The following is a 20,262-nucleotide window of genomic DNA, read 5'->3' as shown; positions in this document are numbered from 1 at the left end:
GGCGCATACGACAGCGGCGCCACCGTGTTCAGGTCCACGGTGGCGCCGCTGCGGGGGGAAGCACCTGCGCGATCTACTACGACGGGGGCATCGCGTCAGGCACTGCGGGGGGTGGCTGTGGGGCGGTCGGGAACGCCGGGGGCGTCCTGCCCAGGGTCGGCGACGAGCTGATGGTCGCGCTGGTCGAGGTTGACGAAGATCATTCCGTACCGGACGACGGTCCGCACCGGCTGCGGGGCGCCGCGCGGCCGACGCAGACACCGGTAGGCCCGGATGTCGTCGTCGTCATCCCGCACCACGATGATCGGCTCCCCGAACAGGGTGACCATGAGCGAGTCACCGGGGTTCGGCACGGCCGTCACCAGATCGATGGTGTGCCAACCGGACCGGTAGGCGATCGCCATCTCACGGCGGAGGGATCTGTCGTCGGGTGGCGTGATCATGCTCCCAAGTCCATCCTGTGGGTCTGGTCCAGAGCCAGCGGGGCGGCTGCGCCCCAGTACAGGTCCGGTGGCGCCACTGCCCGGGCGCCCTGGCCGCCGTCGATGTGCGGCGCACTGCCCCAGTGCAGGTCGAGGGTGCTCGCCGCACCGATCCCGATCCCGATGGAGAAGGCAAGAGCAAGTGCCGACCGAAGCATGTTCTTGCGCATAGCTGGCCTCGTCCTCACTTCCATGGCTGTTCTCCCCCGGCTTCCATGACGATGGCTCATTCAGTCACGCAAACACCACAGGGGAGATGCATCATGTTCCTGCATGTTCAGGACCCTGGGGGGTGGAGAAATGGCGCAGGAGCCCATAATTCAGACACATCTGCATCCAGTGACTGAACTGTGCGAGGACGGCAAACGCCTTTACACCAGTGCGCTGCAGGCAGGACGCGTCGCACGGGACGAAGCAGGCGCCGCACCGTGCCTCATCGAGTTCGGGCTTCTGCACCCCGACCCGGACGACGCGGAGTGGCTGCGTCCGGTTCCCCCGACCGCGGCACTGACGCGCCGGCTCCAGCCCATCGAACGCGAAATCCAGGAGCGCAGGTCCCTCGCGGTCGAGTTGGCCGAAACCTTTGAGCCATTTATGGCGGTCAGCGCGCAGGGCCGGCCGGCGACCCACTCCATCACCGTCCTGGAGGGATTCGACCGGATCAACGCCGCCATCGCGCTGGCCACGTCCGAGTGCCAGTCGGAGATCCTCACCGTCCAGCCCGGCGGCGGCCGGAGCGAGTACGCGCTGACCGAGGCGATGAAGCTCAGCCAGAGCATCCTGGAGCGCGGGATCAACATGCGCACGCTGTACCAGCACACGGCCCGCCACAGCCAGGGCACGTTGGCATATGCCCAGGTCATGGCGCAGGGCAACGTCGAGATCCGGACCCTGGAAGAACTCATCGAGCGACTGATGATCTTCGACCGGGCCGTGGCCTTCATCCCCGCGGCCGACGAGCGCGAGACGGGCAGCCAGGTCGCCCTGGAGCTCCGCCACCCTGGCGTCGTCAGCTATCTGGCCAAGGTCTTCGAGCAGTTGTGGCAGCGCGCGGTCCCCATCCTGGAGGACGCGGCCCCCTACGCTCCGCCGATCGACGGCATCACCGGTGTGCAGCGCTCGATCGCCCGTCTTCTCGTGGAGGGCCACGTCGACGAGGCGATCGCCCGGCGCCTAGGGATGAACGTCCGCACATGCCGCGCACATATAGCCAAGATCGCGGCAGCCCTGGGCAGCGGCAGTCGCGCGCAACTGGGCTATCTGATAGCCCAGTCGGGAATCCTCGACGCGGACTCCCCCGCCCTGAGCAGAGAGAACGACTCGTGACCCCACCGGCCCACGCGCACGGCATCGCCGAACTGTGCGAGCCGGGAATGAACCTCTACACCCGCGCCCTGCGCGAAGGCCGCGTACCGCGCGCCGAGACCGAACCCGCCCCCTGCCTGGAGTCCTACGGCCTGCTCCGCCCGACCGCCGAGGACCCCGAGTGGCTGCGCCCCGTGCCGCCGGCCATCGCCCTGCCCCGGCTGCTCGCCTCCCTGGAGGAGGACATCGCACGGCGCCGCAGCCAGGAAGCCCGGCTCTCCGAGTCCTTCGCGCCCCTGATGGCCCTCGACGCCGAACGCGCCGCCGTCCCCGACGCCCCCATGATCAGCGTCCTGCTCGGCTTCCAGCGCATCAACGACGCCATCGGCGAGGCCATCGCCGCGTCCTCCAGCGAACTGCTGACCGTCCAGCCGGGCGGCGCCCGCCCCGCCCCGCTCCTCGCCTCCGCCCTGCCCCGCGAGCAGCGCCTGCTCGAACGCGGCTGCCGGATGCGCACCCTGTACCAGCACACCGTCCGCCACTCCCCCGCCACCGTCGCGCACTTCGAGCGACTGCGGGGAGACGTCCAGGTCCGCACCCTGGACGAGGTCACCGAGCGCCTGATCATGCTGGACCGCACGGTCGCGTTCATCCCGGCGAACCCGGACCGCACGGTCGCCCTGGAGATCCGCCACCCCGCGCTGATCTCCTACCTGGCGACGACGTTCGAACGGCTCTGGCGCCTCGCCACCCCCATGTACCCGCACAGCACCGCCGAGGAGCCCGCCCAGGCCGGCATCACGGACCGCCAGCGCACGATCGCCACCCTGCTCATCGAGGGCCACACCGACGCGGTGATCGCCGAGCGCCTCGGCATGAACGTACGCACCGTCCGCGTCCACATCGCCAAACTCGCCGCCACCCTCGGCAGCGACAGCCGCGCCCAACTCGGCTACCTCATCGGCCAGTCGGGGATCCTCGACGGGAGCGAGCAGACAGGGCACGACGGTCTCTGACCGGCACCGGCCCCCGGAGAACCGCGAGGAGAGTGAGAGATGGGCAAGGCACCGCACGCCTCCGAGGCCGGCACCGTGAACGTCGCGGCCGGCGTCCGGGTCGTCCCGGGCGAGGACGGTCACCGCGTCGAAGTCACCTTGCCGGAAACGGCGTTGAAAGGTCTGCTGGGCCCGGCCGGCGCCGTCATCGAAGCCACCCGTATCGAAGGGCTCCCCCACGTACGGCAGGCCATCGAGGAGGCCATGGCAGACGCCACCTCCGAACTCCTGACCATCCAGCCCGGCGGCAGCCGACCCGCCGACGCGCTCGCCGAGTCCCTCGCCCGGGACCGCGCGCTGCTGGCCCGGGGCGGCCGCATCCGTACGCTCTACCAGCACACCACCCGCCACTCCCTGCCCGTACTCGGCTACTTCGAGGCCCTGGACGGCGACGCGGAGGCCCGCACGCTCAACGAACTCCCCGAGCGCCTGGTCGTCATCGACCGCCGCATCGCCTTCGTCCCCGCGAACAAGGAGCGCAGCCGCGCCTACGCGATCCGCGACACCCCGCTCGTCGCGTTCCTCGCCACCGCCTTCGACCGGCTGTGGGACCTGGCGACCCCGATGTACCCGGAGGCCGCCCCGCAGCCCGCGCTGCACGGCGTCACGGTCCGGCAGCGGGCCATCGCCCACCTCCTGGTCACGGGCCTGACCGACACGGACATCGCCGAGCGCCTCGGCGTCAACGTACGCACCGTCCGCGTCCACATCGCCAAACTCGCGGCCACCCTCGGCAGCGACAGCCGCGCCCAACTCGGCTACCTCATCGGTCAGTCGGGGATTCTCGATCCGGAGCCGGGAGATCCAGAGCCGGGGACTCCGTAGCCAGGGCATCCGGGTCCGTGAGGCCCGTGAGCCCGGCCTGTGCGATCCGGACGCCCAGCTGCGTGCGGCTGGACGCGCCGAGGACCTCGGCCAGTTTGGCGATGTGGGCCCGGCACGTCCGTACGTTCATCCCGAGCCGCTCGGCGATCACCGCGTCGGTGTTGCCCTCCGCGAGCAGCGCCGCGATCGAACGCCCCTGGTGTGTGATGCCGTCCGGCCCGGCCTTGGGCAGCGCCTCGGCGACCGGCACGGCCCGCCGCCACAGCAGGTCGAAGAGGGTCACGAGGTAGGTGACAAGCGCCGGGTCCCGGACCTCCAGGGCGAGGGTGCGGTCGCGGCTCGCGGGCAGCAGCGCGAGCGCCCGGTCGAAGAGCAGCAGCCGCTCGGGAACCTCGTCCAGGGTGCGCACCTCCACGACGTCACCGACCAGTTCCAGGTACCGCTCCATGCCGTGCCCGTGGCGGGCGACATGCGTGTACAGACTCCGCATGCGGACGCCGCGCTCCCGGAAGCCGGCCGTCCTGCGGGCACCGGCCCTCAGGTCGAACTCGTTGCGGATGCCGCCCGGCTGAATCGTGCGGATCTCGGCCTCACAGCCGGCCGTCGCCTCGTCGACCGCGACCCGGATGCGGGCGATCCCCTCCAGCATCCGCACCGAGTCCCCCGCCGCGGCCCCGCCCCGCTCGTACGCCGCGTAGCGCGCCGCCCCCGCCAGCAGGCCCCCCAGCACGTCGTGCGCGGACTTCGCCTCCCGCACCAGCCTCCCCACCGCCTCCTCCGGGGGCAGTGGGAGGAAATGGGTGGGGTCCGTCGGGGACGGGTGGAGGAGGCCCAGGTCGATCAGGCACGGGGCCTGTTCCGTCGCCGCTCGCGGGATACGGCCCGCGCGCAGGGCCTCCGCGTAGATCCGCTCACCCGCCTCGCACAACCGGTCCACCCCATGCGGATGCCCCGCCTCCGCCTCCCCCGCCACGCTCACGCTCCGACCCTCCCGTCAGATCCCGTCCCGCCCGGCGCATTGACGTCCTGCGAGGACCAGACCACGATCCGACGCATGTCGTCCAGCGTCCGCCGCGTCCGTGCGCCCCGAGCGTCCCGTACCTCCCGTCTGTCCCGTTCGCGGTGGCTCCGCGCGGGGGCCGGGGTCGGGGTGCTGCTTCTGCTCGTCGGGGCGTGTACGCGGGGGTCGGGCGGAGGTGAGGGGCCTCGGCGGGCCGTGGAGACCAAGGGGGAGTTCGCGTGCGTGTCGGGGAAGCGGGGCGCCGCGCAGGTCGTACGGTTCCGGGTGCGCGGCGGTGAGCGTACCGAGGGGATCCTCGTCGGGCCCGCGCGGGCGCGCGTCGGCGTCGTGCTCGCCCATCAGTCCGACGGCGACGCCTGCCAGTGGAAGGCGAAGGCCGACGCCCTCGCCCGCGCCGGCTACCTCGCCCTGTCCGTCAACTCCCACGACGACGAAGTCGCCGAAGTAGCGGCTGGGGCACGGTACTTGCGGGCTAAGGGCGTCCGGCGGCTCGCTCTCATGGGCGCGTCCAAGGGCGGCGCGGCCGTGCTCATCGCCGCCCCGGGGATGCGCCCGGCGCCGGACGCGGTCGTCGCCCTGTCGCCGCCCGCGTCCTACGGCAGCCTCCAGGCCGACACCGCCGCCCCGCGCCTGCGCGTCCCCGTGTTCTACATGGCGGGCGCGGAGGACCGGCAGTTCGGCGCGTACGCACGGGAGTTGAGCAAGGCCAGCCGCGCCGCGCCCGTGAACCGGCTGACCGTCGTCAAGGGCTCCTTCGACCACGGCGTCGCCCTGCTCGACCGCCCCGCGAACTGGCGTTCCGTACGGGAATTCCTCCACTCCCGTACGGATCCGTGACCGGCTGAACTCCGCTGTTCCGTACGGGCGTTACTTCAGGCCCGCCGACGCGCAGGCCGACGCCAGCTTCGGCGTGCAGATCTGCGACACCGTGAAGATCTTGTCCTTCACGACGGTGTCCTTGATGTTCTCCTTCGTCAGCGCTACGACACTGACGCTCGCGGTACGCACCTGCCGCGTCGTGGGGCTGTCGGTACGGTCCATCGCCAGCGCCTCGAACTCGATCGTGCGGCCCTGCGACGCCCGTACCGCCATCTCGGCGGCACGCGCGGCCTCCTGCGGGTACGGCTTGTAGACGCTCATGTACTGATCGCCCGTCAGGATGCGTTGCACGGCCGCGAGTTCGGCGTCCTGGCCGGTGATCGGGGGCATCTTCGTGACACCCGCGCGCTTGAGGGACTTCACGATCCCGCCCGCCATGCCGTCGTTCGCGGAGTAGACGCCGGCGATGCCGTGGGCGCCGAGCGCGGCGATGGCGCGGTCCATGTTGGCTTCGGCGTTCTTCGGCTTCCAGTCGACCGTGTCGTACGACTTGGCGATGGTGACGGTCTCGGAGAGTTCCGCTCCTGCGCTCTGCTTGAAGTCTGCGGCGTTCGGGTCGGTGGGGGCGCCGTTGATCATGACGATCTTGCTGCTCTTGCCGGCGCCGGGGCCGAGCGCTTCGAGCAGGGCCTTGCCCTGGGTCTGGCCGACCAGTTCGTTGTCGAAGCCGACGTAGGCGTCGACCGGGCCCTGCGCGAGACGGTCGTACGCGATGACGTGGATGCCGGCGTCCTTCGCCTTCTGGACGGACGGGGCGATGGTCTTGGAGTTCACGGCGTCCACGACGATCGTGTCCACCTTCTCCGAGATCATCTTCTCCATCTGGCGGCTCTGCAGGGCGGCGTCCTGCTCGGCGTTGGCGTAAAGCAGGCGGCCCTGGCCGCCGGTGAGTTCGGCTACTTGACGCGCCATGATCGGGTGATCGAACTTCTCGTAGCGCGTCGTCTCCTTCTCGGGGAGCAACAGGCCGATCTTGACATCGTTGCCTTTTCGCGTGGGCGCGCTGCTTCCGCCGCCTCCGCCGGGCAGCACGGTGCCGCATGCGGACAGCGAAACCAGCAGTACGGATGCGGTGGCGGCCAGTGCGGCGCCTCGCATTCGCGTGTTCATCTCCGGATACCTCCCTGACGTGGCCGCGACGTTGCGGCCGAGGTGGGTCGAAGCCAACTCGGCCGCAGATGCGGCGTCAAGAGGTGAAGTCACACCGCAATCAAACCGGTCCCATTACTTCCCCACATGAAGCCAGATACGGTGGATATCGGGCGGGTTAGGTTGGAGGGAGTTTGGGGGTCGGGGTCGATCACGTGCCTTGGGGGGTTCTTCGGGTGGGGCCTCTTGAAGCTGAGGCCGCGGCGTTCCCCGCCGGGGGGTTCTGTGGCTCGGGGGCGCTGAAGGTGATGCTTACGCAGTTCCCCGCCGGGGGGGGTTCACCAGCTCGGGCCCGCTGACCTGAACGTTGCGCAGTTCCCCGCGCCCCTGGGGAGTTCTCCAGTTCGGGCCCACTGAAGCCGAGGTTTGCGCAGTTCCCCGCGCCCCTGGGGAGTTCTGCTGAGCGGGGGTCTTAAAGCTGGGGGTGCGCGGGGCACCGTGCCCCTGGGTCGGATTTCGTCTGCGGGTGGTGGTGGGCTGGTCGCGCAGTTCCCCGCGCCCCTGGAGGGGCGACTGCGTCGCCACCTCCTCCCCTGGGGGAGCTGGGGCGAAGCCCCGCTCCCTCAGGGGCGCGGGGAACTGCGCAGACGGTCACTGCAACCGGCCCGAGCTGGAGGACTCCCTAGGGGCGCGGGGAACTGCGCGAGCGACCACGACGCAGCCGCAGGTGACGACGCACCCGTAGTGCCCCGACAGGGGCGCGGGGAACTGCGCAACCCCAGCTACAAGCGGCCTCCGCCCGGAGAACTCCCAGGGGCGCGGGGAACTGCGCGGACGGTCTCTGCAGCCGGCCCGTGCTGGAAAGCGCCTGCAGGCCGTTACTGGGGGACGCGGTCCAGGAAGCCGTGGACCGAGATGATGCGGCCCCCCTCGTCGAGGGTCACGACGTCGGATCCGGCCACCGGCGCGGAGCCATCCGCCTCCGACACCAGTTCCCACCCGAACCGGGCGACCCGGTGATGCCCGTCGACCTCCCCGAGCTGCCGGAACACGAACCCGGGGAACTGCTCGTGCGCCGCCCCGATGACCGCCGCGACCCCGTCGTGCCCGGCGACATCCGCCAGCGGGTCCGTATACGTACCGTCCTCGGTCCAGGCCGCGGCGACGGCCTTGGCCCGCGCCTGTTCGTCCCGCGCGTTCCACGCCTCGAAGTAACGGGCGACGGCGGCGGTGTACATGTCGTTCGCGGTCATGGTGGCCTCCTGAGATCACGGTCGTTCTCGGTGACTTCAGAGTGCCGGGGCCGCCGCGCGGGGTCGATTACGCCGGAGGTAAGGGCCGGCGCCCCCCGCAGAGGACGGTTACTCCGGTGCCGGCCGGGCCTGCGGCCTGGCGCGGTCGCCGGCCGGCGCGTCCGGCGCGGAGGAGGGAGGAACCGGGCGGGGACCGGACGGCGCCGAGGCGTCGCAGCGGTCGTGGCGCGGTTCCTCCGCTAAGGAAAGCGTGCGCTCCGGGAACGCCAACAGGCGCCCGGACGCCGGAGGTTGGGGGTGGGCGTCGGGCGCGGCCGGCTCGGCGCCCGCGGCCTGGCGGGCGTGCTCCTCCCAGCCGAGGCGGAACCACACGACCTGCTCGCGCTCCATCTCGTCCACGGTGACGATCCGCACCGCGCGCTCCCCGAACTCGGCGATCTTGCGCCCGAGTTCGACCAGCAGATCACCCGCGAGGCGGGCCACGCCGTCCGACGAGCCCGCGTCCGACGGGTCGCCCGTGTCCCGCGCGGACGGGCCCGTCCGTGCGTCGACTCTGTCGCGCGCCATGTGTCCCACCCTTCCGCCCCTACCCGGGGGCGGTCACCTGTTCATCGAGTCACCGCCCGGCAGGAACTGCCTCGCCACCCTGACGAACGTCTCCCGCAACTCGGGCGGCACGCCCATTCTGCGAGCGGCCTCCTCAGGCGTCAGACGCGTCCCTTCCGTGGCTCCGTTCCCTGGATTCCCTTCCTGCGCGCCGCCAACCGGCAGATCCTCCTCCGAGAGCCGCCCGGACCGGATCAGTACGTCGCGCAGCGGCACCCCGAGCGCTACCGCGAGCCGCCGCATGGTCTCCAGGTCGGGCATGCTCTGCCGCTGCAACAGCCGGCTGACGGCCGCCCGGTGCACCCCGGCGTCGTCGGCCAGCCGGGACCTGCCCCCGCCGCGCGGGCTGTCGATCGTGTAGCCGCGCTGCCGCATCAGGTCCTCGATCCAGCCCGCGAAGGCGTCGAGCCCGTCGCGCGCCGCCTCCTGAGCCTCATCCCGCCGCTCCGGGTCGTTGTGGGCCCGAGCCCACGCACTGCTGCCCATGACGTCGATCTCCCCTCGTCGCGGGCACAGCGTACCGAGCGCGCACGCACGATAGATGCGCGTGCACGCACGCTGAGGGGACCCCGGCATCAACTCCCGCGACGGGAAGGTCATTTGACGCTCACATACCGCTGCTCCCTTCCGGTTCTCGACTCCCCGTAGTCGCTTGCGCACGCGCACGCATCATGCGACTCTGGCCACGCGTTCGCTTTTCTCGAACAAATGTTCCCATACGTGGGGAGGCGCTGCACGTGTTCAACCCTGCAACTTCCATGGAACCGCCTTTGACCAGGGGTTTCCCTCGATACGACGATGAGCTCGACTGGCGTAGAGCAGCCGCCTGCGCCTCCCTCCCCGCCCGTCAGGTCTTCACGCGGAACCCCGACGAGGCCGCCCGTACGTTGCGAGCGTGCAACCAATGCCCGATCCGGGCGGAGTGCGAGGCCGTCGTGGACCCCGCGCACACGTGGTTCGACGGAGTCAGCGGCGGACGCCTGTGGCGCAACGGCCGCGAGGTCCCGGTACGCGGCACCGAGGAGCGTGCGCGATGAGCGAATCCGCCCTGTGGCTGCGCACGCTGACCGAACGGTTCCCGCTGCTGCTCGCCGAGTTGGCCCCCTCCGCCGGCCGCACCCTGCGCGAGCGCGGCGCCCCGTCCTCCGGCGCCGGCCGGGCACCGGTCCGGCTGTACGTGTCCGACGCCCTGCGCGACATCACTGACGGGGTGATCGAGCTGGAGGAGGCCGTGCGCGAGCGGCTCGGACTGCGTCCCGCGCGGCCCGCCCCCGTCCTCGTACGGCTGCGGCGGCTCGCCGACCTCGCCGACAGCGTGGCCGGCGTCCCGGACCTGGACGCGCATGTGGCCGAGGAGGCGCGGCGGATGGCCGCCCGGTGCGGGCGCGCGGTCGGCGATCCCGAGCTGCTGGTACGGATCGCCGGGCGCTGCCCCGCCTGCGACTCGGTGTCCCTGCGGGCGCTGCCGGAGCGGGCCGTGGTGATGTGCGTGAACCCGGTCTGCCGGCACGTCCTGGACGGCGTACCGAAGGAGGTCCGCCCGTGAGCTGCCACGTCACCGGCGAACTCGCCGCCGCCGAGGCCGGCGTCGCGCCCGCCACCATCCGCAAGTGGGTGCAGCTCGGGCACCTCAAGGCCGCTGGGAAACAGGGGCGGCGGCTGATGTACCGGCTGGAGGACGTCTTCGCCGCGGAGCGCATCGCCCACGGCCGTGACGCACCGCCCGACTCCTGACACCCGTACCGCACCGCTCGTACCGCACCGCTCGTACCACGCCACCCGTACCGCACGACCCGTACCGCACCCGGAACAGGGCCCGTCGACGATGTCCGTCGGCGGGCCCTCTCGCGTCTCAGCGGCGCCCCTCAACTCCCCTCCCGAAAAGCTCAGTTGCGGGATTCGGGGTCTGCGATCACACTTGGAGCAGCGGCAGAGCTGCGCCCGGAACCCGGGCGGCGGTCCTGCCGCTTCGTGTTGCCCGGGCCCCCTCGTCGCGGTCGTGGTCCGGAGCGTGCAGGCCTGCGCGTACACCGCCCAGCACACCTCAACTCCCCCTTTTGACGGGAGCTTTCATGTGTCCGTACTGAACTTTCCCGACGTCGAACGTCTCGTCGTCGACTTCCTGAAGAACCGGGCCGAACTGGCGGGCACGACGGTCGACAACCGGCCGCCCGCCGGGTTCGACGGCACCCAGAAGGTCGTCCTCGTCTCCCGCACCGGCGGGACCTGGATCGACGACCTGTACCTCGATCACCCCGTGGTCGACCTGGAGGCGTACGCCGCCGACAAGACCGTCGCCCACACCATCGCCCTCGCCGCCCGTGCCTGTGTGCACGAGTTGCAGGGCACCGCCTACGGCACGGCGGTCGTCACCGACGTGTCCGAGGTCGAGGGCCCGCGCTGGCTGCCCGACTACAACCGGCCGGCCGCCAGCCGCTACCTCACCCGGCTCCAGCTCTCGATCCGTCCCGCCTGACCTGCCAACCTGACTTACGAAGGAGTCCCTTCATGCCTTCTCCGAACACCAGCTCCCAGATCCGCGTCCCGGGCACCGGCAAGGTGCTCGTCGCCGCGTACAACTCCGCCACCCCGATCGCCGCTCCGGCCGACACCAGCGTGGCCTGGCCGGCCGGGTGGACCGAGCTGGGCTACACGTCCACCGACGGCGTCAAGCTCGCCAAGAAGGACAAGATCGACCAGGTGGACGGCTGGCAGTCGGTGAGCGCGCTGCGCTACATCTACTCCGACCGCGAGCTGACGCTGAAGTTCCAGCTCATGCAGTTCAACAAGACCACCCTGCCGTTCTTCATGGGCGGCGGCTCCACGGCGACCGCGGGCACCCCGGCCGAGGCCGGCACGTACAAGTACGACCTCGCCACCAACCCGAGCGCCGACGAGCGCTCGCTGGGCATCGAGTTCACCGACGTGCAGAACGGCACGGCCGTCGTCTACCGGCTGATCGTCCCGCGCGGCCAGGTCACCGACACCGAGGAGATCTCGATGACCCGCACCGGCGCCATGAAGCTCGGCGTCACCTTCACCGCGTACGCCCAGGACGACACGAGCAAGCCGCTCGCGTCGTGGCTGATGAAGGACGGCGCGTACGCGTAAGCACCCCCCGGCCGGCCCGGCGCGCGCACCCGCGCGCCGGGCCGCCCCCTCCTCCCGCACCTTTCAACTTCCCCATCAGGAGCACCTCATGGCAGGTTTTGACGTCAACGCGGCTCGCGCCCAGCGCCTCGAAGCGCTCGGCCGGGCCTGGACCTTCACGCTCGACGACGACACGTTCGAGCTGCCGACCGAACTCGGCCGCGGCGTCGCCCGCAAGCTGCGCGCCCTCGACGACAACGACGTGGATGGCCTTCTCCAACTCCTCCTGGGTGATCAGCAGTTCGCGCGCTTCGAGCAGCACGACGTGACCATGCAGGACATCGCCGCGATACTGGAGGCGTACGGCAAGGAGACCGGGCTCGGCCTGGGGGAAGACTGAGCCTCGACGCGCTCGTGGAAGAGCACGCCGAGGCCATCGAGGCCGATCTGCTGCGCCACTACGGCGTGGACCTGCTGGACTGGCACCGCGCCCGCCTCTCCTCCCGCCGCGTCGCGGTCCTGATCCGCCACCTCCCCCGGGACAGCGCCCTGGCCCGCGAACTCCACGGAGAGGAGGCGGAGTGGACGGCGACGGACTACTTGCTGGCCCACGCGGTGGACCAACTCCAGGAAGCCAACTGGATGTTCGCTATGGTCAACCGCGACGAGGACAGTGAACCGCTGGACCCGCCGGAACCGGTCGCCCGCCCCGGAAGCCCCGGCCGGGAAGCAGTGTCCGGGGCTATGCCCGAAGCACCGTCTCCCCAAGAACTCCAGCGGTTCTTCGCCACCGGTTGACCTGACGGCACGACAGCACTTTCCTGTTCCAGGACGCCGGACGACGAGGAGCACTCATGGGATCGGAATCCGCAGGTCTGGCGATCTACGGAGTCATCGCGATCGCCCTCACCGTCGCGGCGGTGGCACTGCTGAGGTCGTGGCGCGGCAACAGCCGGCTCAGGCGTGACGGCGTGCGCAGCACGGCGCACTGTACGTACCTCCAGATACTGGACGGAGGCGTATCTCTGCACTTCGAATTCCAGGTGGCGGGCGTCACGTACTCCGGTGAGTCCACCCCGCTCTCGGCCACGCAGACCGCTCCTGGCCAGGACATGGAAATCGTCTACGATCCGGACCGGCCGTCCCGCAACGATGCCGTAGAAGGCCTGGTGAGCAACAGCAGAAGCACCCCGTGGGCGTTCTTCGCCATGGCTGCTTTGGCCGTCGCCCTGGACACCTATCTGGCCATCTTGATCGTCGCCATCGTCCTGACGTAGAACGCGCACCCCCGACATCCGAAACTCGGCCCGGCAACGGCCGAGTTTTTTCATGCCTTGCCCCACTCTCCGGGAGTTCTCATGGCATCCAGCGATCCCCTGGCACAGGCGGTTCAAACCGAACTAGCCCTACAGATGCCGACATACAAGGCCGAGTGGATCAAAGAAGCCACTTTTCAGGCCGCAACCACCAGTGCACAGTTCCTCAAGACGGATCTTTCCGCGTTCAAGTACGACGAGAAGGGTCTCACTTTCCTCGGGAAACCTTTGTTCCCGAAAGCCTCCCTCAACTACCTCGCACACGGGATGCGCGAGGAGAAGAAAAAGGCGGAGGACAAGAAGAAGGCGGAAATCAAGGAAGCTCTGGCGGCGAAGAAGCGCGCCGATGCGGAAAAGCAAGAGCAGCGGCGCGTCCAAGAATTCGAAGATCAGCTCCGTCGGCACGTGGGCGGCGCGCGAAGCGCTGCCTCATCAGCGCATGAACAGGCAAAGAAGGCCAAGGAGGATGCCACAGTCGCTCGCAACCTACTGAGCAGTGCGGAGCGCAATTCCAAGCTCGCGGCAGGCAGCGCCGACCGCGCCAGCAAGAGCTTCGCCACTCTGGAAAAGCGCGTCGCGCAACTCGAAGCCCATCTGTGACAGCGCGCGTGGAGGATCCGTGTCTCTCGTACAGAAACTCCAGTCCGCCCAGGGAGCCCTTTCCAGGTTCTCCTCCGCGGCTGGAAAGGCAAATACATCAGTAAACCGCGCCACCAGCAGCATCGGCAAGATGCAGGGAGCGGTCGGAACGTTCAAGAACTCCACCGGACAGGCCGCTACCTCTCTCGGCAAGTCCACAACCTCCACCGACAAATTCAAAACCTCCCTCGACAAGCTCAAGTCCTCCGGCGGCAAGGCGAACACCGCCCTCCGGGACGTGAAGCGGCAGTCCGACGCTGTCGAGAAGTCCGTCGGCAAGGCCGGGAAGACCGCCACCGGCGGCGGCAAGTCCATGAGCGGGCTCGGCAAGGGGCTCAAGGGCGCCACCCTCGCCCAGAAGGGCCTGAACACCGCGATGAAGGCCAACGCCCTCGGCCTCGTCATCTCGCTGCTCGCGCCGGTCATCAGCCAGTTCATCAACATGGACAAGGTGTCCAAGGCACTCGCCAAGGGCGTGAAGTGGGCCTGGAACGCGATCTCCGGGGCGATCAAGTCCCACGCCGGGCCCATCAAGAGCGTGATGAAGGGCCTGGTCAACGGGTTCACGGCGCTGCCGCGCGCCTACATCGGCGGCATCAACGCCATGATCCGCGGCCTGAACTCCATCCACGTCAAGATCCCGGGCTGGGTCCCGGTGGTCGGCGGCAAGGAGTTCGGGATCCATCTGCCGCAGATCCCGAACATCCCCACGCTCGCCGAGGGCGGCGTCGTCCAGGCCCGCTCCGGCGGCCGGCTCGCGCTCATCGGTGAGGGCGGCGAGAACGAGGCCGTCATCCCGCTGTCCAAGCTCAGCCGCATGCTGGGCCACCACCCGGGCAACGCCGCCACCCTGGCCCGGCTCGCCGCCGCTGTCGAGGCGATGGCCGCGCGGCCCGTGCACGTCTCGGTGGACTCCCAGGTCATCGCCCGCGCCGTCCAGGTCGGACAGCGTCAGCTCGCTCGGAGGTGAGCACCACACCATGATCAGAAATCTGTGGATCGGCAAGCCGGGACTGCTGCGCGAGTTCCCGCAGGCCGCCAAGAGCTGGGACCGTACCGCCGATCTGAACGTCACGGAGTTCAGGTCCCTGGAGGGCGCCGTGACCACGGTCGCCCCGCCGCGCACCCCGCGCCGGCTGAAGTTCTCCTGGGACCTGCTGCCGCCGGACGAGGCCCAGCACCTGGCCCGGCTCGCCCGCCGGGTCAACGGGCCCGGCCTGCAAGGGAGTTCGGCCGCCTCCTACGGGCCGCTCGCCGTGCTCGACCCGGCGTCCGTGAACCTGCTCGACCCCTATCAGGCCGCCGCGCAGAGCAGCTCCCCGAGCGGCGGCGACCACTGGTTCACGGTGACCGGCACGATGGTCGTCAGCCCGGCCGTCGGCGACACCGTCGTCGCGCAGTTCCAGGACACCACCAAGGTCGGCTGGCGGCACGGCACCTGGTCCGGCTGGCCCGTGGCCCCCGGCATGCGCGTGTCGTGGCTGGTGCCGCCGGACTGGAGCCCGGCCACCGCCACCGCCCAGCTCGACTGGAAGGACGCCGACGGGGCCTACCTCAGCACGTCCGCCGCCACCGGCCCGTCCGTCACCGGCACCGCGCCGGACGGCGCCGCCTTCGTCACCCCGGTCGGCGGCCCCGGCGCGGCCGGCCTGGCCGGACTCGCGGGCGCCTGCCTGACCATCGGCGACACCCCGGTCCCGTACGCCCTGGGCGACGGCTGCCCGGCGATGAGCGTGACCGCGTACAGCGACACGCCCGCGAACCCGCTGCCGTACCGGGGCGTCAGCATCGATCTCGTGGAGGTGCGCGGTGCTGAACTCTGACGACACCGACCTGTCCGCCGCGCTCGCCGCGCCCGAACGCGCCCCCGCCCACGCCACCCGCTTCGGCGGCGCGGAGGTCGGCCCGCAGGTGCAGTCGTGGAAGGTGGAGCGGGCGTACGCCACCGATCTGCCGGACGCGATGCGCGCGGTCTCCGGCAGCGCGTCCGCGCAGCTCGAGGTCCAGCTCGGCGGCACCGGCGGCACCCCCGCGCCGCGCCTGTACTCGGCGTGGGCGCCGCGCGCCACCTCCGACGCGGTGCGGCCGGGGCAGTCCGCGGTGCACGAGGCGGGCCTGTCGGGGCGTACCGTGCCCGCCTTCCGCGGCACCGTGCGTTCGCGGACGGCCGCGTCCGGCAGCGACACCGTCACCGTGCAGGCGCTCGACGGCGCGGAGCGGCTGCGCGGCCCGGCCCAACTGCCTCGCCCGTACCACGGGTTGCTGTACGGCAGGCCCGTGGCGAGCACCGTGTGGTGCGTGGACGAGCTGCTGCGGCAGGGCGGCATCCACACCTGCCCGCCGCCGCGCGCCCCCGCGGTCGCGGCCGACCTCGACAAGCCCTTCACCGCCCTGTACGCCTCGCTGCACGGCGGGTTCAACGCCACCTACGGCCAGCCCGAGACGCTGCCCGACCCCTCCGCGTACTCCTGGATCAGGGACGGCGCCCCGTACGAGATGGCCCTGATGCCCGCCGCCGCGGGACTGGCCGTCTCGTGGATGCCGCGCTCGCGGTTCGCCGTGTCCGGGAAGGTCTTCCAGGCGGAGGCGTACGTCAACACGGCGCTCGCCAAGGGCAGCGTCGTGGATCTGAAGCTCGTCTTCGACCGCAGCGCCGGCGCCTACGGCTATTACGCGGGGACCTTCGACATCTCCACCGGCCAGGTGAAGATCACCTCCGGTACGGTCAACGGCGGCTACTGGTACTTCAGTTGGACGTTCAGCAAGCTCGCCTCGCTGCGCGGCACCTGGCACCTCGGCTTCGCCGTGGACACCCGGGCGGGCGGCTCGCCGGTCATGGCGACGGTGAAGCCGCGCCTGACCGCGCCCGACGGCGAGTACCTGGCGGGCTCGCCGGCCACCTACGTGGATGCCGCCGGCGGGCAGCCGCCGTCCGAGCTACAGCGCGTGGATCTCACCACCGACATGGCCGTCGAGTGCGTCCAGGTCACCGACCGCTCCTGGCCCGACCTCGACTCGTACAACGGCAACGAGTGGGATCTCAAGGGCCGTTGGCGCAAGGGCGCGGTGCTCGACGAGGCCGACATCCCGCTGTACGACATCCCGCAGGTGTCGGGGTCGCAGTGGGACGCCCTCACCGAGATCGCGCGGGCCACGATGTCGACCGCCGAGTTCGACGAGCAGGGCGTCTTCCGCTGGCACGGGCCCGCCCGGTTCCGTACGGTGCCGCCGCGCCCCGATCTGACGGTCACCACACGCCGCTCGATCGCGTCGCTCACCGTCTCCGAGGAGATCGACGCCTGCCGCAACTACTGCCAGCAGCCCTACGCCGACTGGACGGGCGTGCGCAGCGTCAACGGCGAGACCGTCACCGACACCGTCGTCCGCCGGATCGACCCGGGCGCCGTGGTCGAGGTGCGGTACGCCATCGCCGAGGACGAGAACGACATCGGGCCGCTCCAGATCGACGACGACGCCGCCCCGATCACCGGGCACAAGGTCCGCTTCGGCAGCGCGGCGACCGGCGGCACCTCCGTCAAGGGCAGCGTCACCGTCAGCTCGCTGCGCGACGGCCCGGACTACGTGGTCCGGTTCATCAACCACGGCACCGCCACCGTGTGGACGGTGACCAAGGACGGCAAGCCGTCGGTGCAGATCATCCCGCAGGTCCGCTCGGGACAGTCCAGGCAGCGCACGTTCGCCTGGTACAACACCACGAGCCAGGCGTACTACGGCCGCCAGGTCTACGAGGCCGCCGCCTCCGCCTGGGTGCAGTCCCGGCAGGCCGCCGACACCCTCTCGCACGCCATGCTCGACGCCGGCCGCTTCCCCGTACCGGTGCTCGGCGAGGTGGAGGTGCTGCACGATCCGCGCATCCAGCTCGGCGACGTCGTACGGGTGGTGGACGTCACCGGGGCCGCGCTCGACACGCTCGCCTGGGTCGTCGGCATCCGCACCACCTGCCAGGCGGGCGCGGCGCCGCAGCAGACGCTGACGCTGCGCGGCACCGCCTACAACGGCGTCCCCCTCGACCCCGGCCTCACCCCCGACCCGCCGGTCGACCCCGAGTACGGCACGCAGCGCACGTACGCGGACCTCACCGCGGGCTACGCGACGCTCGACGCCCTTACCGCCACCAAGGCCACCTACCGGGCCCTGCTCACCGCGACAGGAGGCACCTCATGAGCGAACAGCCCGCCGAACCGCCGGCCGAACAGCCGCCGGCGCCGCCCGAGGGCCCCGGGCAGGACCCCGTGAACACCGGCCAGGAACCCGCCGACGACGGGAACGTGGCGCGGCCCGTGCCCGTGGACAGCGCGGCCGGGGCGGCGGGCGACGGCGGTTCGTCCGCGGACACCCTGCCGCCGTCGCTGCCCGGATAGCGCCTGCCCCTCGACCCCGCCCGGGCCGCCCGGCGCCGGACCGCCCAGCGCCGGCACCGCCCAGCGCCCGGGCCACCCCGCGCCGGGCTCGCCCCGCGCCCGGCTCCCCGCGCCCGACGCGGCGCCCTCACCCGCACCCGCACCCGCACCCGCCATCCGACCCGCCACGCCACCCCGCCCCACCCCACCCCATCCCCCAGCCGGAGGACCCCGCATGTCCCAGCTCACCCCGCTCGGCGGTCTGCCCTACCCGCAGCCCGCCGACGCCGCGAACATCCCGCTGCACCTTCAGTCCCTCGCCGAGGCGGTCGACGGCCGTACCGTCCTGCGCTTCGCCGACCAGGCCACCCTCGTCGCCAAGGTCCCCGCGCCCGTCGCCGGGATGCTCGCCTTCCTGACGACGCCCAAGCAGTTCACGTACTACAACGGCACCGCCTGGGCGACCCTCGCGCCCGGCCCGGTCCACGCCGCCAACACCGGCGCGGGCACCACGACATCGACCGCGTACGTGGAGGCGCCCACCGGTTCCACGGCCACCACCGTCACCTTCGTCGCCCCGCCCTCCGGCGCCGTCCTCGTCGCCCTCGGCGCGCGTATCAGCAGCTCGGCGGCCACGGCCTGCTACGCCTCCGCCGTCATCAAGAACGGCGCCACGGTCGTGCTCGCCGCCGCCGACACCCGCGCCGCCATCGCCACCGGCACCAGCGCCCTGTCGGCGTCCGCCCAGTTCCAGGTCACCGGGCTGACGCCGAACACCACGTACACGGCGACGCTCGCCTACAAGTCCGCCGCCACCACCAGCACCGCCACCTTCGCCAACCGCTACCTCACGGTCACCCCCGTATGAGCCACTCCAGCACCTAGGGAACCGCCCATGGCCACACCCCTGACCGCGAACGCCCTCGCCCGCGCCCTGCGCGACGAGGGCGTCCGCGTCTTCGAACACCGTCACTGGCAGACGCACAACCGCGACCACAAGGGCCCCTGGGGCCCGGTCGACGGCGTCATGCTGCACCACACCGCCGGCCGCGACAGCCTCGCCCTGTGCCGCGACGGCACCGCCGCCCTGCCCGGCCCGCTCTGCGTCGGCCTCATCGCCAAGGACGGCACGGTCCATCTGCTCGGCTGCGGCCGCACCAACCACGCGGGCGCGGGCTCGTCCGCCGTGTACGCGGCCGTCCGCGCCCGCCGCCCGGTCCCGGCCGCGCCGGGCCCCGACGCCGTGGACGGCAACACCCACTTCTACGGCTTCGAGATCGAGAACCGGGGCAACGGCGAGGACCCCTACCCGGCCGCCCAGCTCGACGCCGCCGCCCGCGTGGCCGCCGCCCTGTGCCGCGCCCACGGCTGGCCCGCGACGAGCGTGATCGGCCACAAGGAGTGGACGCGCCGCAAGATCGACCCGTCGTTCTCGATGCCGGGCCTGCGCACCCGCGTCGAGGCCCGGCTCGGCCTGCGCCCGGTCCCCGCGCCGGGCGGGTACGCGCCCTTCCCCGGCGCCGGCTTCTTCGTACCCGGACGCCGCAGCGACCTGTGCACGGCCGTGGGCCGGCGCCTCGTCGCCGAGGGCTGCGGCCACTACCGCGTCGGGCCCGGCCCGGTGTGGGGCGAGGCGGACGTGCGCTCGTACGCGGCCTGGCAGCGCCGACTCGGCTACACGGGCGCGGCGGCCGACGGCGTACCCGGGCGCGCGAGCTGGGACCGGCTGCGCGTGCCGCTTACCTGAGAGGAGGTGAGATGGATGAGTGAGGCCGCACGCAGGACCCTGCGTACCGCCGTCCAGACCGTCGTCGCGCTGCTGCCGCTGCTCGCCGACGGCACGGCCGCCTCGGACGTGCCCGCGCTCGCGGGGGTCGTCGCCGTGGCGGCGGCCGTCACCCGGGTGATGGCGCTGCCCGAGGTGGACCGGCTGCTGCCGCGCTGGCTGCGGAAGGGGGCCGGATCATGAACGGGGCGGAACAGGGCGAGGTGGCCGTGGAGCTGGAGCGGCTGCGCCGCTCCGTGGACGTCGGCTTCGCCACCACGCAGGGCAACCTCGCGCTGCTCCTGCAACGCGCCGACCAGACCGACAAGACCCTCGACGAGCACGAGTCGCGCCTGGACTCCCTGGAGCGGGCCCGCTGGCCCCTGCCCTCCCTCGCGGCCCTCACCTCGTGCGCGGCGCTGGCCGTGGCGGTGTGGGAGTCGACGGCCCGCTGAAGCGCCGGGGAGGGAGAGGCCCTAGCTGTATTGATCACGAGCGTTGTTGACACCGGTGGGTCTTGAACATGGCGAAGACCTCCGATGTGGTGGAGCTGTCTAGGAACACACCGCACGGAGG

At 71.3% G+C, this 20,262-nt stretch carries 28 protein-coding genes; 21 read left to right on the top strand and 7 right to left on the bottom strand.

Annotated elements, in window-relative coordinates; translation table 11 throughout:
• Positions 1 to 95: 95 nt before the first annotated feature.
• Both ACZ7LY_RS29060 and ACZ7LY_RS29055 read right to left on the bottom strand, forming a co-directional pair.
• Positions 96 to 443, bottom strand: a complete 348-nt coding sequence (locus tag ACZ7LY_RS29060; protein WP_471627709.1) for a hypothetical protein — start codon at positions 441 to 443, stop codon at positions 96 to 98.
• Positions 440 to 652: a hypothetical protein gene (locus ACZ7LY_RS29055; protein WP_471627708.1), complete on the bottom strand. Its 213-nt coding sequence runs from the start codon at positions 650 to 652 to the stop codon at positions 440 to 442. Before ACZ7LY_RS29055 ends, ACZ7LY_RS29060 begins: the two co-directional genes overlap by 4 nt.
• A 103-nt stretch (positions 653 to 755) precedes the next feature.
• Here ACZ7LY_RS29055 and ACZ7LY_RS29050 point away from each other — a divergent pair, with 103 nt between their 5' ends.
• From ACZ7LY_RS29050 to ACZ7LY_RS29040, 3 genes are read left to right on the top strand one after another with little or no spacing between them, the layout of a single operon-like run.
• Entirely contained in the window at positions 756 to 1,808 is a 1,053-nt protein-coding gene (locus ACZ7LY_RS29050) for a helix-turn-helix transcriptional regulator (protein ID WP_471627707.1), read from the top strand.
• Positions 1,805 to 2,803 carry a LuxR C-terminal-related transcriptional regulator gene (locus ACZ7LY_RS29045; RefSeq protein ID WP_471627706.1) on the top strand — a complete coding sequence of 333 codons (999 nt, stop codon included), beginning with the start codon at positions 1,805 to 1,807 and terminating at the stop codon, positions 2,801 to 2,803. Before ACZ7LY_RS29050 ends, ACZ7LY_RS29045 begins: the two co-directional genes overlap by 4 nt.
• A 39-nt stretch (positions 2,804 to 2,842) precedes the next feature.
• A complete protein-coding gene (locus tag ACZ7LY_RS29040; protein ID WP_471627705.1) occupies positions 2,843 to 3,667 on the top strand; it encodes a LuxR C-terminal-related transcriptional regulator in 825 nt (274 codons plus the stop codon).
• Here ACZ7LY_RS29040 and ACZ7LY_RS29035 read toward each other — a convergent pair.
• Positions 3,606 to 4,640, bottom strand: a complete 1,035-nt coding sequence (locus ACZ7LY_RS29035; protein ID WP_471627757.1) for a LuxR C-terminal-related transcriptional regulator — start codon at positions 4,638 to 4,640, stop codon at positions 3,606 to 3,608. The two genes, ACZ7LY_RS29040 and ACZ7LY_RS29035, sit on opposite strands and share 62 nt — an antisense overlap.
• A 243-nt stretch (positions 4,641 to 4,883) precedes the next feature.
• Here ACZ7LY_RS29035 and ACZ7LY_RS29030 point away from each other — a divergent pair, with 243 nt between their 5' ends.
• Positions 4,884 to 5,525 (top strand): alpha/beta hydrolase family protein, encoded by a 642-nt coding sequence (locus ACZ7LY_RS29030; RefSeq protein ID WP_471627704.1) that lies wholly within the window; start codon positions 4,884 to 4,886, stop codon positions 5,523 to 5,525.
• Between the two features lie 30 nt (positions 5,526 to 5,555).
• Here ACZ7LY_RS29030 and ACZ7LY_RS29025 read toward each other — a convergent pair whose 3' ends face one another.
• The 4 genes from ACZ7LY_RS29025 to ACZ7LY_RS29010 all read right to left on the bottom strand — a co-directional run bounded on the left by ACZ7LY_RS29025 (position 5,556) and on the right by ACZ7LY_RS29010 (position 8,890).
• Positions 5,556 to 6,677 (bottom strand): sugar ABC transporter substrate-binding protein, encoded by a 1,122-nt coding sequence (locus ACZ7LY_RS29025; RefSeq protein ID WP_471627703.1) that lies wholly within the window; start codon positions 6,675 to 6,677, stop codon positions 5,556 to 5,558.
• Between the two features lie 857 nt (positions 6,678 to 7,534).
• On the bottom strand, positions 7,535 to 7,909 hold the full coding sequence (locus ACZ7LY_RS29020) for a nuclear transport factor 2 family protein (protein WP_471627702.1): 375 nt from the start codon (positions 7,907 to 7,909) through the stop codon (positions 7,535 to 7,537).
• A gap of 108 nt (positions 7,910 to 8,017) precedes the next feature.
• Positions 8,018 to 8,476, bottom strand: coding sequence for a hypothetical protein (locus tag ACZ7LY_RS29015; protein ID WP_471627701.1), 459 nt, complete (start codon positions 8,474 to 8,476; stop codon positions 8,018 to 8,020).
• 33 nt (positions 8,477 to 8,509) lie between these two features.
• Complete coding sequence (locus ACZ7LY_RS29010) at positions 8,510 to 8,890, bottom strand: helix-turn-helix transcriptional regulator (RefSeq protein ID WP_471627756.1); 381 nt, start codon at positions 8,888 to 8,890, stop codon at positions 8,510 to 8,512.
• 296 nt (positions 8,891 to 9,186) lie between these two features.
• Here ACZ7LY_RS29010 and ACZ7LY_RS29005 point away from each other — a divergent pair, with 296 nt between their 5' ends.
• The 17 genes from ACZ7LY_RS29005 (at position 9,187) to ACZ7LY_RS28925 (ending at position 20,141) form a co-directional block, all read left to right on the top strand.
• Entirely contained in the window at positions 9,187 to 9,552 is a 366-nt protein-coding gene (locus ACZ7LY_RS29005) for a WhiB family transcriptional regulator (protein WP_471627700.1), read from the top strand.
• The gene (locus tag ACZ7LY_RS29000) at positions 9,549 to 10,061 is read left to right on the top strand and encodes a hypothetical protein (protein WP_471627699.1); all 513 of its coding nucleotides are present in this window, start codon (positions 9,549 to 9,551) and stop codon (positions 10,059 to 10,061) included. Before ACZ7LY_RS29005 ends, ACZ7LY_RS29000 begins: the two co-directional genes overlap by 4 nt.
• On the top strand, positions 10,058 to 10,249 hold the full coding sequence (locus ACZ7LY_RS28995) for a helix-turn-helix domain-containing protein (RefSeq protein ID WP_471627698.1): 192 nt from the start codon (positions 10,058 to 10,060) through the stop codon (positions 10,247 to 10,249). Before ACZ7LY_RS29000 ends, ACZ7LY_RS28995 begins: the two co-directional genes overlap by 4 nt.
• Before the next feature lie 340 nt (positions 10,250 to 10,589).
• Positions 10,590 to 10,991, top strand: coding sequence for a hypothetical protein (locus tag ACZ7LY_RS28990; RefSeq protein ID WP_471627697.1), 402 nt, complete (start codon positions 10,590 to 10,592; stop codon positions 10,989 to 10,991).
• Between the two features lie 32 nt (positions 10,992 to 11,023).
• Positions 11,024 to 11,626 carry a phage tail tube protein gene (locus tag ACZ7LY_RS28985; protein ID WP_471627696.1) on the top strand — a complete coding sequence of 201 codons (603 nt, stop codon included), beginning with the start codon at positions 11,024 to 11,026 and terminating at the stop codon, positions 11,624 to 11,626.
• An 88-nt stretch (positions 11,627 to 11,714) separates the two neighbouring features.
• Positions 11,715 to 12,005: a hypothetical protein gene (locus tag ACZ7LY_RS28980; RefSeq protein ID WP_471627695.1), complete on the top strand. Its 291-nt coding sequence runs from the start codon at positions 11,715 to 11,717 to the stop codon at positions 12,003 to 12,005.
• A gap of 65 nt (positions 12,006 to 12,070) precedes the next feature.
• Positions 12,071 to 12,403 carry a hypothetical protein gene (locus ACZ7LY_RS28975; protein WP_471627755.1) on the top strand — a complete coding sequence of 111 codons (333 nt, stop codon included), beginning with the start codon at positions 12,071 to 12,073 and terminating at the stop codon, positions 12,401 to 12,403.
• A 56-nt stretch (positions 12,404 to 12,459) separates the two neighbouring features.
• A complete protein-coding gene (locus tag ACZ7LY_RS28970; protein WP_471627694.1) occupies positions 12,460 to 12,882 on the top strand; it encodes a hypothetical protein in 423 nt (140 codons plus the stop codon).
• Between the two features lie 81 nt (positions 12,883 to 12,963).
• On the top strand, positions 12,964 to 13,521 hold the full coding sequence (locus tag ACZ7LY_RS28965; protein ID WP_471627693.1) for a hypothetical protein: 558 nt from the start codon (positions 12,964 to 12,966) through the stop codon (positions 13,519 to 13,521).
• 130 nt (positions 13,522 to 13,651) lie between these two features.
• On the top strand, positions 13,652 to 14,530 hold the full coding sequence (locus ACZ7LY_RS28960; RefSeq protein WP_471627692.1) for a hypothetical protein: 879 nt from the start codon (positions 13,652 to 13,654) through the stop codon (positions 14,528 to 14,530).
• Positions 14,531 to 14,540: 10 nt separating this feature from the next.
• Complete coding sequence (locus ACZ7LY_RS28955) at positions 14,541 to 15,383, top strand: hypothetical protein (protein WP_471627691.1); 843 nt, start codon at positions 14,541 to 14,543, stop codon at positions 15,381 to 15,383.
• On the top strand, positions 15,370 to 17,745 hold the full coding sequence (locus tag ACZ7LY_RS28950; RefSeq protein ID WP_471627690.1) for a hypothetical protein: 2,376 nt from the start codon (positions 15,370 to 15,372) through the stop codon (positions 17,743 to 17,745). Before ACZ7LY_RS28955 ends, ACZ7LY_RS28950 begins: the two co-directional genes overlap by 14 nt.
• Entirely contained in the window at positions 17,742 to 17,942 is a 201-nt protein-coding gene (locus ACZ7LY_RS28945) for a hypothetical protein (protein ID WP_471627689.1), read from the top strand. Before ACZ7LY_RS28950 ends, ACZ7LY_RS28945 begins: the two co-directional genes overlap by 4 nt.
• Before the next feature lie 214 nt (positions 17,943 to 18,156).
• On the top strand, positions 18,157 to 18,789 hold the full coding sequence (locus tag ACZ7LY_RS28940) for a hypothetical protein (RefSeq protein WP_471627688.1): 633 nt from the start codon (positions 18,157 to 18,159) through the stop codon (positions 18,787 to 18,789).
• 27 nt (positions 18,790 to 18,816) lie between these two features.
• Positions 18,817 to 19,668: a peptidoglycan-binding protein gene (locus ACZ7LY_RS28935; protein ID WP_471627687.1), complete on the top strand. Its 852-nt coding sequence runs from the start codon at positions 18,817 to 18,819 to the stop codon at positions 19,666 to 19,668.
• Positions 19,669 to 19,683: 15 nt separating this feature from the next.
• Entirely contained in the window at positions 19,684 to 19,890 is a 207-nt protein-coding gene (locus ACZ7LY_RS28930; protein ID WP_471627686.1) for a hypothetical protein, read from the top strand.
• A complete protein-coding gene (locus ACZ7LY_RS28925) occupies positions 19,887 to 20,141 on the top strand; it encodes a hypothetical protein (RefSeq protein ID WP_471627685.1) in 255 nt (84 codons plus the stop codon). The genes ACZ7LY_RS28930 and ACZ7LY_RS28925 overlap by 4 nt, the downstream gene beginning before the upstream one ends.
• Positions 20,142 to 20,262 lie beyond the last annotated feature (121 nt).

It is taken from the genome of Streptomyces sp. NPDC107550 (assembly GCF_055639095.1).
Note: the sequence above shows the minus strand (reverse complement) of the source record. Positions and strands in the feature narration are given on the sequence as shown.